At 45.2% G+C, this 14,861-nt stretch carries 13 protein-coding genes; 8 read left to right on the plus strand and 5 right to left on the minus strand.

Features of this window, described 5'->3' with window-relative positions:
- The first annotated feature begins 52 nt into the window (after positions 1 to 52).
- Positions 53 to 1,750, plus strand: coding sequence for a beta-L-arabinofuranosidase domain-containing protein (locus C6Y45_RS06250; protein WP_160058171.1), 1,698 nt, complete (start codon positions 53 to 55; stop codon positions 1,748 to 1,750).
- 147 nt (positions 1,751 to 1,897) lie between these two features.
- Here the strand turns inward: C6Y45_RS06250 and C6Y45_RS06255 are convergent, their stop codons facing one another.
- Together C6Y45_RS06255 and yyaC are read right to left on the minus strand one after the other, a co-directional pair.
- The gene (locus C6Y45_RS06255) at positions 1,898 to 2,347 is read right to left on the minus strand and encodes a hypothetical protein (RefSeq protein ID WP_107584357.1); all 450 of its coding nucleotides are present in this window, start codon (positions 2,345 to 2,347) and stop codon (positions 1,898 to 1,900) included.
- 655 nt (positions 2,348 to 3,002) lie between these two features.
- Positions 3,003 to 3,614, minus strand: coding sequence for a spore protease YyaC (gene yyaC / locus C6Y45_RS06260; RefSeq protein ID WP_107584359.1), 612 nt, complete (start codon positions 3,612 to 3,614; stop codon positions 3,003 to 3,005).
- Positions 3,615 to 4,150: 536 nt separating this feature from the next.
- Here yyaC and C6Y45_RS06265 point away from each other — a divergent pair.
- The 7 genes from C6Y45_RS06265 to manA all read left to right on the plus strand — a co-directional run bounded on the left by C6Y45_RS06265 (position 4,151) and on the right by manA (position 9,629).
- Positions 4,151 to 4,504, plus strand: coding sequence for a DUF4870 domain-containing protein (locus C6Y45_RS06265; protein ID WP_107584361.1), 354 nt, complete (start codon positions 4,151 to 4,153; stop codon positions 4,502 to 4,504).
- Positions 4,505 to 4,980: 476 nt separating this feature from the next.
- On the plus strand, positions 4,981 to 5,559 hold the full coding sequence (locus C6Y45_RS06270; RefSeq protein WP_107584363.1) for a TetR/AcrR family transcriptional regulator: 579 nt from the start codon (positions 4,981 to 4,983) through the stop codon (positions 5,557 to 5,559).
- 10 nt (positions 5,560 to 5,569) lie between these two features.
- A complete protein-coding gene (locus C6Y45_RS06275) occupies positions 5,570 to 6,481 on the plus strand; it encodes a cation diffusion facilitator family transporter (RefSeq protein ID WP_245922594.1) in 912 nt (303 codons plus the stop codon).
- A gap of 55 nt (positions 6,482 to 6,536) precedes the next feature.
- Complete coding sequence (locus C6Y45_RS06280; protein WP_146159155.1) at positions 6,537 to 6,935, plus strand: DUF8042 domain-containing protein; 399 nt, start codon at positions 6,537 to 6,539, stop codon at positions 6,933 to 6,935.
- Positions 6,922 to 7,899: an alpha/beta fold hydrolase gene (locus C6Y45_RS06285; protein ID WP_107584370.1), complete on the plus strand. Its 978-nt coding sequence runs from the start codon at positions 6,922 to 6,924 to the stop codon at positions 7,897 to 7,899. Before C6Y45_RS06280 ends, C6Y45_RS06285 begins: the two co-directional genes overlap by 14 nt.
- 211 nt (positions 7,900 to 8,110) lie before the next feature.
- The gene (locus tag C6Y45_RS06290) at positions 8,111 to 8,425 is read left to right on the plus strand and encodes a DUF3243 family protein (protein ID WP_107584372.1); all 315 of its coding nucleotides are present in this window, start codon (positions 8,111 to 8,113) and stop codon (positions 8,423 to 8,425) included.
- A gap of 247 nt (positions 8,426 to 8,672) precedes the next feature.
- Positions 8,673 to 9,629, plus strand: a complete 957-nt coding sequence (gene manA, locus C6Y45_RS06295; protein ID WP_146159156.1) for a mannose-6-phosphate isomerase, class I — start codon at positions 8,673 to 8,675, stop codon at positions 9,627 to 9,629.
- A gap of 271 nt (positions 9,630 to 9,900) precedes the next feature.
- Here manA and C6Y45_RS06300 read toward each other — a convergent pair whose 3' ends face one another.
- From C6Y45_RS06300 to fdhF, 3 genes are all read right to left on the minus strand, one after another.
- Positions 9,901 to 11,169: an L-lactate MFS transporter gene (locus tag C6Y45_RS06300; RefSeq protein WP_245922596.1), complete on the minus strand. Its 1,269-nt coding sequence runs from the start codon at positions 11,167 to 11,169 to the stop codon at positions 9,901 to 9,903.
- Positions 11,170 to 11,255: 86 nt separating this feature from the next.
- Complete coding sequence (locus C6Y45_RS06305) at positions 11,256 to 11,747, minus strand: helical membrane plugin domain-containing protein (protein ID WP_107584378.1); 492 nt, start codon at positions 11,745 to 11,747, stop codon at positions 11,256 to 11,258.
- Positions 11,747 to 14,704 (minus strand): formate dehydrogenase subunit alpha, encoded by a 2,958-nt coding sequence (gene fdhF / locus C6Y45_RS06310; protein WP_107584380.1) that lies wholly within the window; start codon positions 14,702 to 14,704, stop codon positions 11,747 to 11,749. The genes C6Y45_RS06305 and fdhF overlap by 1 nt, the downstream gene beginning before the upstream one ends.
- Between the last annotated feature and the right edge of the window lie 157 nt (positions 14,705 to 14,861).

A 14,861-nucleotide genomic window follows, 5' to 3' on the forward strand; every position in this document is an offset into this window, starting at 1 on the left:
TATAGTTATACTTAAATTAGAGAAGGATAATCGAATATTCAGGAGGTTTACTATGGAAAAGACTATGCGGGATCTTCTGGGGGCGGTGAAAGATCCGGCCAGAGAAATTCCCAGAATGAAAACAGGGGAAAGCATTTATCGTAATCAGAATGGAGAAATTATCATATTTTTATCCATCTCCGACAAGAAAGGCCGCAGTATCGTTGTAAACGGAACAGGTACGTCATTTAAGCAGGCGGCAGAAAAAGCAGCTGCTTTTTATCACAGTCATCATTCCCGGTCTATGCAGCCGGTTCATTTAAAGCTGGATCTTGTCACTTCTGTAAAAACTAAAGGAAACTTACCTGTTCATACAGCAAACCTCGCCTACAAAAGACGAACGGATGGGCTTGTTTTAAATGGCATGTGGGAAGCAGCTTTTCTGCCGGAGGAAGTGGACGCCTATGGAATGATCGAAAACAAGAAACTAAAAAGAGAGCGGATGTTCCGGGCCGCAGAAAATCGTTTTCAACTACATAATACACATTTATTAAAAATGCTTACTGTAGAAGACGAGTTTGAGCTTGCCTACTTTCGTACACAGGCCTATTTTATTGATGAAACAGGAGTGATGCCTTTATTCCGCGGGCATCGTGTGTACAGGGAATTAACGGAAGGTATTCTGCGGTATGCCATCAAACTTCCTAAAAATCATTATTTCATGCATTCGGTTAATAAAGATGGACGCTTTTTATATTCCTACGACCCCGCTGTCGGAACGGCTGCGAGGGGGTACAATATTCTGCGTCATGCAGGAACACTTTATGCGATGCTGGAAACTTATGAGTGCTTTCCGGAAGAAAAGTTGATGAAAGAAGCCAAAAAGGCTCTTCATTTTCTTTTATCAAAAGTTGTGCCGCTGTCGGAAAAGGAGGATTCTGTAAAAGTTCTTGTCGATAAGGATATCGTTAAGCTCGGGGGGAACGGACTTACCATAGTCGCACTCGCTAAGTACACAGATGTGACAGGGGATGAGCAGTATCTGCCTCTGATGAGAAGCATGGCGGAATGGACACTGCAAACACAGGATGAAAAAGGGAATTTTTCAGTACACAAGCAGAAATTTTCGACAGGGGAAGTGTCCCCCTTCGTATCCTCGTATTATCCGGGAGAAGCGATGCTTGCACTGACACGTTTATATGAGGTTGATCCACAGGAAAAGTGGCTCGATGCATGTGAAAAACAGGCAGAATACTTAATTCATACGAGAGATAAAGAAGAAACAAAAGAAACGATCGAACACGACCACTGGCTTTTGTACGCTCTGGCAGACCTGCATGAGGAAAGAGGAGGGGAGGATTATTTAAATCATGCTTTGTTTATTGCCAGGGCCATTACTGCTTCCCAAAGAGAGAAAAGAGAGGGAGTGGATCCGGAGTGGGCAGGTTCTTTTGAAATGAAAGGTATCCCGCGGTCCACTCCTACAGCGTGCCGGAGTGAAGGGCTCGGAGCCGCCTGCCGGCTGGCTCTCCGAAATGGTTTGAACGAGGAAGCTGAAATATTTTTTGAAGCGATGAAAAAAGGGATTCTCTTTCAGTTGCAGATGCAGCTTCGTCCGGAATCAGTTATGTACTATGATTATAAAGATCTCTGTCTCGGCGCGCTCCATGAAAGTCTTACCTCCTACGAACTGCGGAATGATTATACCCAGCATAACGTTTCCAGCTTCATTTCCTGCTACTATCTGATGCAGGAGGAATTCTATCAATAATTCCTGTTTTTTTATAAAAGTGAAATCTGCTTTGATTAAGTTACATCCGATGCGGCAGTGTAAGAGTCCCTGTCGAGAGCGTCTGGGGACGATAAAACAGCAGTAACAAAAAAAGAGAAGGCCGAAGCCTTCTCTTTTTAATATTTATTACATATCGTCATCGTCATCATCGTCGTCATCATTCAGTGGATCGTTGTCCGCGTCATTATCCATGTCGTCGTTCATTTCGTCGTCTGTATCGTTATTCATGTCATTGTTCATGTCGTTATCAGCAGGATCGTTTTCCATGTTGTCGTTCATTTCGTTGTCTTCAGCAGGATCGTTTTCCATGTTGTCGTTCATTTCGTTATCTTCAGCAGGATCGTTTTCCATGTTGTCGTTCATTTCGTTGTCTTCAGCAGGATCATTTTCCATGTTGTTGTTCATTTCGTCGTCTTCTGCTGGATCATTTTCCATGTCGTTGTTCATTTCATTGTTATTAGCTGGATCATTTGCTGGATCGTTTTCCATTCCGTTGTTGCCGTTATCGCCACAGGCTGCAAGCATACCTACTGCAAATACACCGGATAGTACGGATAGGGATAGTGATTTTTTCATGATAAAATTCCTCCTAAAATATAATGCAGCTTCTATCTTGTTTACTACAAGAAGCTGTTTCGCATAGTAGTTTTATATCACTTTTGTGGTCAGGTTAAACATACATGATTTTTATTTGAGAGTTTTACATATTTTATGGAGAAATCTAAAAAAGTATTACATAATTCGGAAGGCCGAACAGCTGGAGAAAAAAGTTCTTATGCAAAAGTACCCACAATCATAAAGAAGAGCCTGCCCCGCTGGCAGACTCTTTCATTACCGATGTTTTGACTGTTAATAAAATACTTTTTATATGTTGAGATTAATAATTAGGATTCTCCCCTGTAACCAAACGCTTCCGTTTCTATGGGGACGCTTCCCGGGCGGGCCGGAGCCGCCCCATGAGCTCTGCAGCGGCCTGTCCTCCTTATCTGTTCTTCCGGTAAAAATAAAAAGGATAACCCCGTTCTTTCTTTATAAATAGGAAAGACCACTTTCAAGGTCAGCTATTCTATCAATATAAATATTAAGTTTATATAGAAGGAAATTACAGGTGTAATTTTCAGCATCTCACCAGCCCAGCGATAAAAAATGACAGTAAACTTCGTTGTTCTTACCGGGAATTCCTCATAAAAACGGCGTTTTTTATTTTCAATGCGGGCTGAATGAGTACATATTATAAAGACTGCGGTTTAGCGAAAGGGAGAACATTTGAGCCGGGGCAGGAAGGAAGCTTCTTTCTCAAGCTTAACTCCTGATCAATATTATACAAGGATTCAGCAAGGATTTTAGCGAGAGACATGACAACGGAAAGGCGTGTGTTCTGCAGAACAGACAATTCCATAAATCCAGATACGTTTACAATACCTGTGAGATGGGCTTCACCGACAGGAGAAAGTGTACGGTTTAAAGCGGAACCGGGAAACAAAGGCCCTTCACCAAACACGATCGTTCCCACATTTTTGCGCAGGCCGAGCCCGGCATCCACTGCAAGGACGAAAGCATCCGGATGAACCTGCTCGATTTCCTGACAGACCTTTCCTATATTCTTAGCGTGCACCGGTTCATGAAGCGTACCGTATACTTCGATAAAATCAGGCTTCATTTCCTGCAGAAGTGTCCCGGCGAGCGGGCCGAGAGAGTCCCCTGTAGAGCGGTCGGTTCCAATACACATAACAACAAAAGAAGAGATGTTTTCTTTCAGCTGTTCAGTTATAACGGTGGTGAGTTCCTGGACAGAAACGGGGGAATCAGCAGATATGCGGACAGGGCTGCCGTACGTTTTCATAATTAATGAATACCTCCGTTCGTTAAAAGGGTTTAAGTTATGTTCATTATAACGCACATGATTGAAAAAGCAACATAAATAATCAAAAATTTTACAATTGGAATTACCAGCTTATATTTTAACAAAGGGTATCATTATTTAAGAAAATAGCTGTGTTAAAATTCGCTGACGTCTGGAGAAACACTTCGCTTCGAACCGGCCTTTCGTGAAGGAGGTTTTCGAGTGTGCTTACGCCCTATCCTCCAATCTCCTTCTTCCACGGACCGGTTTCCGCTTTGTTTTTTTCTTCATAAATAGAAACTTCTGCTTTTCATAAACACTGTTCTTTTTTCCGTAAAACCGATGCCCGGGCAGAGCCGCAGGCAGCCTTAAATAACCATAAGGAGCTTTAACAAAGCCAAGAAAATAAGGAGAAAATATAAAAAAGATAAAACACAAAATAAAAGATTAAAAATTGTGAATATTCTGTTTAAAAAACTTGTTAAAATGTTATAATGAACAATATAAGAAAATTATTTTATTTGGAGGGATCAGCGATGCAGGATAAACACTCATCACCCACCAGCAGCTCCGGACTTTCCCAAAACACAGCGGCAGCTCTCAGCTACGTTCTTGGTTTTATTACCGGACTGATTTTCTTGTTTCTGGAGAAGGATAATAAGTTTATCCGTTATCATGCGATGCAGTCGATTGTAATTTCTGTTTCCCTTATTATACTAAATACAGTGCTTGGATTTATACCTTTTATCGGGTGGTTTTTCAACCTGATTCTGGCTCCTGTCGGACTCGTTATATGGATAATTTGCATCGTGAAAGCTTATCAGGGCGAATGGTTTGAATTCCCAATAGCCGGTCCTTTTTCGAAAGAGCAGATTGAAAAAATGTCCTGATTTCTCCAACAGCGTCTGTGAAAGTAAATTTTTCAGAGTATCATAAAATAAATCGATCAGAAAGCTTTCCCCGGAGTCCAGGGAAAGCTTTTAAGAGTGTAGATTAAGTCTTATTTATGGAAGATTGGGCGGGGACAATACGTTTTTTAGAAGAGATAACTTCTTTTTATTTATTGCTGAAGCTGCAGCAGGCGAGCAGGAGCGAAGCCATGCCCTCGGAAGAAATCAGCTGAGGCCGGTCCCTCCGGAAACATACTAACATTAGTAGTACAAACCATGGCCTTGGTTTGTACTACTCTTTTTTTTGTAGAAGGGAAGGGAAGTCCTCGGAAGCCTCCTGGAGCTTTGACAATACAAAAGCCGGGTGTTAACATAAATATAAATGACTGATAGTCAGTCACTTATCTTTTTTCCTGAAAAGAAAGCTGTTCATAAATACATGGGAGACTAAAGAAATAAGAGCACGGGAGGAAGATATGCGAACGAAAGAAAACAAATATGACCAGTTATTGGATGCGGCGATGGAGGTAATTAAGGAAACCGGATTTGAAAAAGCATCCGTTTCCCAGTTTGTCCGCCGTGCCGGAGTCGCGCAGGGAACATTTTATTTATATTTTTCGTCCAAAAAAGAAATTGTGCCGGCAATTGCAGAAAGCATTTTATCTGAGCAGCTGCTGAGAATCAAAAAACGCGTAAAAGAAGCGGAGCATGGAGAAGGACTGCTTCGGCTGCTGATTGAAGAAACATTTGCTGTAACAGAAGAATTTCGTGATTTGATAAGTTTTTGTTATGCAGGAATTTCTCTTTACTACTCCTTTGAACGATGGGACGAAATTTACCGGCCTTACTATGAATGGCTTATGGAGCGGCTGAATAAGCTGCAGGAAAAAGGAGAAGTGACGTCCGGTATGAAAACAGAGTATCTGGCGAATTATACGATCGGACTGATTGAACACGGGGCAGAGGCTCACTACTTGTCCCAGGCTGTGCAGACAGATGAAAACGAAGCGCAGGAGCAGCTGTATTATTTTGTGTCGCGGGCAGTATTACTATGAGGTGAAAAGAATGAATAATGATAAAGAAAAGAACTTATTATGGGTGTCCGTTGCTGCGGCCATCCTTTTTTCGGGGGCAGGAATCATACTGGGCATCTTATTTCAGTCCCAGATGATTTTGTTTGATGGTCTTTATTCCCTGATCAGTGTTGTACTTTCCTACATGTCTCTTCTTGCCGCAGGCTTTATGTCAAAGGCTGACTGGAAGAGGTTTCCTTTCGGGAAGGACAGCGTAGAACCGCTCGTTGTGCTGATTAAATACGCTGTCATTCTCATACTGGTGGCAGCTTCTTTTCTTGCCGCCGCCGCTGCTTTATTTCAGGGCGGAAGAGAAATGCAGGTCGGTCCTGCATTTGTGTATTCTCTGATCGGCATGTCGGCATGTCTCGGTGTCTTTTACTTTTTAAAAAGATACGCAGAAAAAGGTTCAGCGCTTATTAAGGCGGAAGCAAATCAGTGGCTGATGGATTCACTCGTAAGTGTCGGAGTTTTTATCGGCTTTCTGGCAGCATTTCTCCTTCAAATAACAGAAACAGCTTTGTGGCTGATTCCTTATATTGATCCATTAATGGTTATAGCTGTATCTTTCTACTTTCTCCAGTTTCCTCTCAAAGAAATGAAAAAGGCTCTCCGGGAAGTTCTTGAAATGAGCCCGGAAGGTCCGGTTCAAAAGAGAATTGAATCTTCCGTTCAGGAAGTGAAAGACGAGTACGGTATTGAAGAAAGCTTCCTTCGAGTAACGAAAGTGGGCCGTACGATATGGGTGGAAATTGATTTTGTCACAGCTTCCGATGATCTTGGGTCTTTAAAAATCCAGGATCAGATCAGAGAAAAAATTGCCGGCTCCATGAATGATGCCGCCCCCAAAAAGTGGCTTACTGTTTCTTTCATGAAGGACAGACGCTGGGCGCTGGAGGAATAACCGGCAAAAAAATGATAAAATTATGGAAAGACAGAGGCTGGGAGGAAGCAGGGAAATGAATAAATTAACGAAGAAACAAAATGATTTTCTGAAACGTTACGAAGAGTTTCTTAAGGAAGTGGACGAAGCAGTGCGCTATGCAGGGGAGTGCTCTATTCAGGGGGACGAGGATATTGCTGATCGTCTTCTCTCCTCTGTAAGCAGCGGACTCCTTCCATACCATCCGGAAAACATAACACTGTTTTCTATTTTCAAAGAGGATAAGAAGTGTATGAACGTGCTGCAGACTTTTTATAAAACCGTGCAGAGGGCAGCGTCTCTTGAAGAGGAAACAATGGAGTCAGCAGACCGTATGCATCTCGTATACGAAGAATATCTGCCACAGCTGGAGAAATGGCGCGCTTGTGTGAAGTCAGCTGGAGAGAGCAGGGGGTCAGACTATGCCCGTCATTGATATGCCGCTTGATAAACTGTATACGTATGAAGGAAGAAATCCGAAACCGGCAGATTTTAAAGGATATTGGGAGCGGGCATTGAAAGAAATGCATGCAGTGGTTCCGGATATGGAAATAAAGCAGGCGGCTTTCCGCGTGCCGTTTGCCGACTGCTATGACCTTTATTTTACAGGCGTGGATGGAGCACGTATTCACGTTAAATATATTCAGCCGCACGAGCTTCCTGCAGGGGTTGATAAATTTCCGGCATTATTGGAGTTTCATGGATACAGTATGGATTCCGGCGACTGGTCATCGAAACTCGCTTATGCGGCTGCCGGGTTTGCTGTATTTGCCATGGATGTAAGAGGGCAGGGAGGGACATCTTCGGATCCGGGGGGTGTTTTCGGCAATACGCTTCAGGGTCACGTCACGCGGGGACTTCAGGACGGACCAGATTCTTTATTTTACCGCAGTGTTTACCTGGATACAGTCCAGCTTGCGGACCTCGTAATGAACATGAACAGCATAGATGAGAATCGTGTCAATACAACCGGCTTTTCCCAAGGCGGTGCTCTTGCGCTCGTATGTGCTGCTCTGGAGCCCCGTATCCGCCGAACAGCTGCTGTCTATCCTTTTCTAAGTGACTTCCTGCGTATATGGGAAATGGATCTTGATGTAGAAGCATATCAGGATCTCCGCAGACACTTCCGGCGCTTTGATCCTGTACACAGTCAAAAAGATGAGGTTTTCCGGCGTCTCGGCTACATCGACATTCAGCATTTTATGCCGTGGGTAAAAGCGGAAGTACTTATGGGAACGGGTCTGATAGACACAGTCTGTCCGCCTTCGACACAGTTTGCAGCCTTTAATAAACTGCATACAGTTAAACAAATTGTTACTTTTCCCGATTTTGCCCACGAAAGGCTTCCGGGCATGCATGACCGAATATGGGAATTTATGACCAGGGGAACTCAGACTTAAATCTGTAAACAACACAGTTTGGTGGTCCGGGAAGCAACTAAAACGGCATCCAGGCTATGGCAGAGACGAGTTTTATAAGTTAAAAAGGCTTGTGTGTCCTAAGAACCAATAACAGGAACTAAAGTAATAAATTTGAATGAATAAGATTAGGAATCCGAAAGGCGTGGTATAGCTGTCTGTGGAAGATAACATTCAAGGAGGCGTTATTTTTATGGATCCAAAACAACAGGCAGAAGAAAAATTGGAAAATGTTTCAGAAGATCAGAAGAAAGATATTCTTGAAAGTTTTCAGGGCTTCATGGACTACTTGAATAAACAAGTGAACCGTGGAGAGAAAATCGGACTTGGGGAAGAACAGCTTGCAAAAGGCGCGGAACGTGTAGCAGAGCATCTGAAAAAACACGAAGAGCCGCGTAACCCGGAAGAAAAACTGCTTCAGGAACTATGGAAGTCGGCGGAAGAGGAAGAAAAGCGCCACATTGCGAGAGCACTCGTGCGCCTCTCGAAAAAAGAAGGAGATTCCTAAGCCATAGAATCTTTCCTGCAAAGCACAGCCCAAACCCTGTCAGTAATAAGCTGACGGGGTTTTTATATCGCAGTTCAGCTTCCCTCTGTATATAGATGATTTTCTTTCCGGGATCGGTGCATAGGAAGCAGTTTGCAAGTTGCTTAGCCGCGTATTAGAATAAAACCAGTAACAGCGGGGGAAATACCTGCAGGAAGCACTGACAACGTGCTGTGATAAATAAGGTGGAAGAAGGGAAGTGGGAGCAGTGTCCTTTTTACTGAGGATGAAGCCGGTTTTCAAGGAAAAGGTGTGGGGCGGAAACGCTCTGGAAAAAGAGTTTGGATATCCCATTCCTTCTGAAAATACAGGAGAGTGCTGGGGTATATCCGGTCATGAAAACGGTGAAAGCATTATTGAGGAAGGCCCCTATGCCGGTAAAACTCTCCGTGCATTATGGGAAGAAAAACCGGGTCTTTTCGGCGGGGGCAGCGGCGAGTTTCCGCTTCTGGTCAAATTTATTGATGCTGCCCAGGATTTATCTGTGCAGGTTCATCCGGACGATGACTATGCCAGGAAAAAAGAGGGATATGCTTATGGGAAAACGGAATGCTGGTATATCGTATCGGCCCGTCCGGAAGCAGAATTAGTTCTCGGTCACCATGCCCGCTCCAGGGAGGAACTTACCAGAATGGCCCAATCGGGGCGCTGGGATGAGCTGTTCAGGCGGGTGCCGGTAAAAAAAGGGGATTTTATCTATGTTCCGAGCGGTACAGTTCATGCGATAGGAGCGGGAATAGTGCTGCTTGAAGTCCAGCAGAGTTCGGACATTACATACAGGTTTTACGATTATGACCGCCCGGACAGTGATGGAAGCCTGAGGGAACTGCATATAGAAGACTCGATAGCCTGTTCCATGGTTCCTCATGAAGACAGAACCCCGGACAAAAGGGAATGGGCTGAGGAAGATGCTAAAGTGGAAGAACTGATAGACTCTGAATTTTTCTCGATTCGAAATATCACGCTTGACGGAAAAACAGTTTTGAGAAAAAGAGCTCCTTATCAGCTCATTACAGTGCTGCGCGGAGAAGGAACCGCACATAATGAAAAAGAAACACACACCTTCCGTCAGGGAGATCATTTTGTTGTTACGGAAGGGACTTCTCCGTTACATTTGGAAGGAAACATGCAGTATATTGTAGCAGAGCCCGGCGAAAAAGCATGATGGAGTATTGTCCGGCTTTTATGGCAGAAGCACCAGGGAAAAAGAACTTTTGTATGTATAGATAAAAAGTTCTTTTCTTTCGCCTCCGCGGGACGCTTCCGGTCGGGACGGGCTCATCTCAATTCTTTTAGAGAGCATGGATTCACGCAGACCACTGCTCAAGCTTCAGAAGGAAAATAAAAAGAACTAACCTGTCCTGAAAGCAAGGCTTAATCAATACTTTGCAAAAGACCTCCAGGAAACTCTATAAGAGTTTCCTGGAGGTCTTTTTTTATTCAGCAGCCATCCGATCTTCTTCATGCTGCTTTTTCAGCTTATTGATATCGATGCGGATAATCAAGGAAGCTATAAGAGCGACTACAAACATTCCGCCGAATATATACATAGTCAGAGCATAGCTGTCAGTTGCCTCACGAAGCCATGATACGAGAACCGGGCCAAGCAGGCCGGCCGCAGCCCAGGCTGTAAGAATATAGCCGTGAATCGCGCCGAGCTGCTTCGTACCGAAAATGTCGCCGATATAAGCTGGTACAGAAGCAAAACCTCCGCCGTAGCACGTCATAATCAAAAAGAGAACGGCCTGGAAGATTAAAGCGTGCGTAAGACTCGGGAGGGCGATGAAAGAAACAATCTGAATGATGAAAAAGATTGTATACACGTTCGGCCGCCCAATGTAGTCCGAAATAGAGGCCCAGGCGAGTCTTCCTGCCCCATTGAAAAAGCCCATTATTCCAACCATTGTTGCAGCTGCACCCGCGGTAAGGCCTGCGATTTCCTGACCCATAGGCGAGGCGACGGAAAGAATAGCAATGCCGCATGTAATGTTAATAAAGAGCATTAACCAGAGAAGGTAAAACCGCCTCGTTTTAATAGCTTCGTTGGCTCTAAGGTAGGAGATGTCCTGAGCCGGTTCTTCACCGTTTTCCTCCTTGTCACGCATCCCCTGAGGCTTCCAGCCTTCCGGGGGGCGTTCCAGATAAAGAGCAGAAAGGAGCATAACAACAAAATATACGCCGCCCAGAATATAAAAAGTGGAAGCAATGCCGACATTTCCAATCAGCATCTGGATCACCGGACTTGCAATAAGGGAAGCGAAACCAAAGCCCATGATGGCAAGGCCGGTAGCAAGGCCCCGGCGGTCCGGGAACCACTTCACGAGAGAGGAAACGGGGGTGATGTAGCCGACTCCGAGACCAAAACCGCCAAGCATGCCATAGAAAAAATAAAGCATATAAAGAGATTCCAGCTGCACAGCCAGACCGGACCCGAGCATCCCGGCTCCGAAAAACACCGTTGCTACAAGGCCGGAAACTCTGGGACCATATTTTTCAACAAAGTGACCCATAAATGCAGCGGAGAGCCCGAGAAATAAAATAGCAATACTGAATGTTAAAGATATTCCTGTCAGTCCCCAGCCGAACGTTTCATTCAGCGGTGTCGTAAAAACGCTCCACGAATAGACGGAACCAATAGATATATGGATACCTACAGCCGCTGCGGCAATCAGCCAGCGGTTTTTAACTTTTTTGTCGTTTCCCACAGTTGTCCTCACTCCTTCGTCAGTTTCCATAGAAAGTTAGAAGGGATCCGACGGAACAACTCTGTTCCCGAATCCCTCCCTATTAATTAGTTTCTTTCTTCGCTTTCTGTTTCGGAACCCAGTCCTTCTAAAAATCGGATCATTAATGTTAAAGAGCGGTTAACGTCCGGATCTTTGAGCTTTTTAAGGAGTGCCAGATAGCTCGTGGATTCTCTCGGTTCCGGATCTTCAGCAACCCGCTGAACACCGTGGTTTAATTTAAGGAGAAGCGGTTCTACATCCTGTATGTTCAGTTTTCCGAGGGTCCCTCCCATAAGAAGGAGGTTTTTAATGGCATTCGTATTTTCATCTTTGGCAGCCTCCGTGACAATAACATCGAGAATTTTATCGCCTTCGGCAAACATACCGTTTAAAAATTGGAGCGTGCCGCTTTCATGAAGACTTTTCAACAGCTGAATTGCTCCGAGCACTGCTTCGTTGTTATCGGCCAGTGCATCCTGGACCTGCTGGAGGGATTCTCTTCGTTCCTGCTCTTTTGTAATAGGTATTCTTTCAATTTTTCTTGTAGGTCGCGCCATTACTTTCCTGCCCCCTTTCGTCTGCGTACGAGGTCACCAGGGAAAGCGTAATCGCTCCGGGCCCACTTTTCTTCCACTTTTACACCGATTTGAGGCTGCGGATTCCCGCGACGGTGGTTTGTATCCGGCAGAGGGCTCTCTCCTTTGGCTTTTAATATTTCCATTTTAGCCGATACTTCTTTGTAGGCAGGAGTGTCGGTATCTTTATCTGCTCTGCTGCTTGTCAGCTGGTTCACAGCGCCGACTCCTGAATCGTTCATCGGAAGATAAAGCTCATTGCCTGTTACCCGGTCGGTTATAATGCATGAAACTTTTACGGATCCATAAGGGGAAGTGAGGCGGACGAGTGTTCCTTCTTCCAGTCCCCGCTCCGAGGCAAGCTCCGGCGAAACTTCCAGGAAAACTCCCGGCGTTTTACTTGTGATACCTTCCGCTTTATAAGTCATGTTGCCTTCATGGAAATGCTCGAGAAGACGGCCGTTGTTCACATGAAGGTCATACTGCTCGTCGTACTGTAGCGGCGGTGTCCAGTCGACAGGGAAAAGCTTGGCTTTTCCTTCCGGGAGCGGAAATTCCTTTTCAAATAAAAGAGGTGTATCCGTACCGTCCGGTTCTACCGGCCACTGAAGGCTCTTATATCCTTCCAGAAGTTCGTAGCTGACGCCGGCAAAGAGTGGGGCGAGTGCGGAAGCTTCTGCCATAATGTCAGCAGGATGCTCATAGTTCCATTCTGCTCCCAGGGTGTTGGCAAGTTCCATAATGATCTGCCAGTCGGGCTTTGAATCTCCGAGTGGTTCCAATGCCTGGTAGAGTCTTTGTATTCTTCTTTCTGTGTTTGTAAAAGTGCCTTCCTTTTCAAGGCTTGGGCTCGCAGGAAGCACCACGTCAGCAAATTCAGCAGTTTTGGAAAGAAAGATGTCCTGTACAACGAAAAAATCAAGCTTTTCAAACGCTTCATGAACATAGTTGATGTTGGAATCCACGATTCCCATGTCTTCTCCTTTAAGGTACATCGCTTTCAGGTTTCCGTTATGAATAGCTTCCACCATCTCATGGTTGTTCCATCCAATATCCGCGGAAAGCTCTGCTCCCCAGGCTCTTTCATATTTTTCTCTCACTTCGTTGTCCGTTACGTTTTCGTAGGATGGATATTTGTTCGGCATACTGCCGAAATCACTCGCGCCCTGAACGTTGTTATGACCGCGGAGAGGGTAAGTGCCTGCGCCAGGCTTTCCGTAGTTGCCTGTAATGAGCATGAGGTTGGAAATGGCCGTACTCGTATCACTTCCTCCGAGGTGCTGTGTAACACCCATCGCCCAGAGGCTGCAGACGGTGTCTGCTTTGGCAATCATTTCTGCTGCCTGCTTCATTTCCTTCTTTGAAAGCCCGGTCTGTTCTTCCGCGTAGTCAAGCGTATATTTTTCAAGTGACTGAATATACTCCTCCATGCCGTTTACCCGCTCAGCGAGGAAGGATTTGTCGTGAAGATCATTGTCTACGATGTATTTCGTAACGGCGGAAAGCCAGACAAGGTCAGATCCGGATTTCGGATGCAGGAACATATCGGCTCTGGACGCCATTTCATGTTTTCTGAGGTCGGAGACAATTACTTTCTGACCGTGAAGTTTTTGGGCCCTTTTAACGCGTGTGGCCAGTACAGGATGTGATTCGGCGGTGTTCGAGCCGATGATCAAAACGAGTTCTGCCTGCTGAATATCGGTAATACTTCCGGAATCCCCGCCGTGACCGACTGTCCGGAAAAGACCTTCCGTGGCCGGTGTCTGACAGTAGCGGGAACAGTTATCCACGTTATTTGTACCGAATACAGCACGGGCGAGTTTCTGCATCAAGTAGGACTCTTCGTTTGTCGTCTTGGAGGAGCTGATGAAGCTGAGCGCATCTTTTCCGTGTTCTCCACTGATTTTTTTCATTTTCTCCGCAATCAGGCTGTAGGCTTCCTCCCATTCAGCTTCCCGGAAACGGTCGCCTTCACGGATGAGCGGCTTTGTCAGACGTTCCTGGCTGTTGACGTAATCCCATCCGAATTTTCCTTTCACACACGTGGAAATTCCGTTGGCCGGGGCAGCGACATGTGGTTCAACTTTAAGAATTTCCCGGTCCTGGGTCCACACATCGAAACTGCATCCCACTCCGCAGTAAGTACAGACCGTCTTAGTTTTCTTTATTTTCGAATCGCGCATCGAGGCTTCCATGTCGGAAATAGCGAGAATCGATCCGTAGCCGGTTTCTACGTTTTTTGTGAGCTCAATCATCGGACGGAGAGTCTTCTGGTCAAGCCCTGTCATGTAGCCGGCTTTGCCTTCCATGCCTTTTTCCATCATAGCGTTGCATGGACAGACCGTAGAGCAGTGGCCGCAGGAAACACAGGAAGATTCATTAATCGGTACGTCATTGTCCCATATAACCCGGGGACGGTCGCTTTTCCAGTCGATGGAAAGTGTTTCGGTTACCTGCAGGTCCTGACAGGCTTCCACACAGCGTCCGCATAAAATGCACTGGTCGGGATCGTAGCGGTAGTAGGGGTGGGAATTGTCTTTAGGAGCCGGTTTTGGTTCGAAAGGAATACTCTGATGATTAATTTTCATGTCTTTTACAGCGTTATGAATTTCGCACGTTCCATTGTTATAGTCGCACACAGTACAGTACAGCTCATGGTTATGTAGGATACGGTCCATTGCCATAACCTGTGAATCTCTTACATCTTTATGTTTCGTGTCGATCTTTGCGCCGCTTTCTGTCGGAGTATCACAGGCTCTCACAAGCTCACCGTTTACTTCTACAATGCAGGAATCACAGGTTTTAATAGGACCGAGGCTCGGATGATAGCAGAGCTGGGGGACTTCCACTGCATGTTCATTTAAATTGTCCAGCACAGACTTGTTTCCATCAGCTTTGATGAGGACACCGTCTATTTGTATCGACACTTCATTTTTCATTTTTCCACCCCTTGTTTAATAGTAAATGCCGGTTAAGTGAAGAAAATTAACGTCGTTTTCTTCGGACAGCTGAATTTCAATCTTTATAAATAACCGCTTGAAATTTACAGGACAGTCAAATCTGCAAAACAGAGCTGCGTGTAGAACTTCCGGCACA

This window comes from Alkalicoccus saliphilus, assembly GCF_003044065.1.
Lineage (GTDB): Bacteria > Bacillota > Bacilli > Bacillales > Salisediminibacteriaceae > Alkalicoccus > Alkalicoccus saliphilus.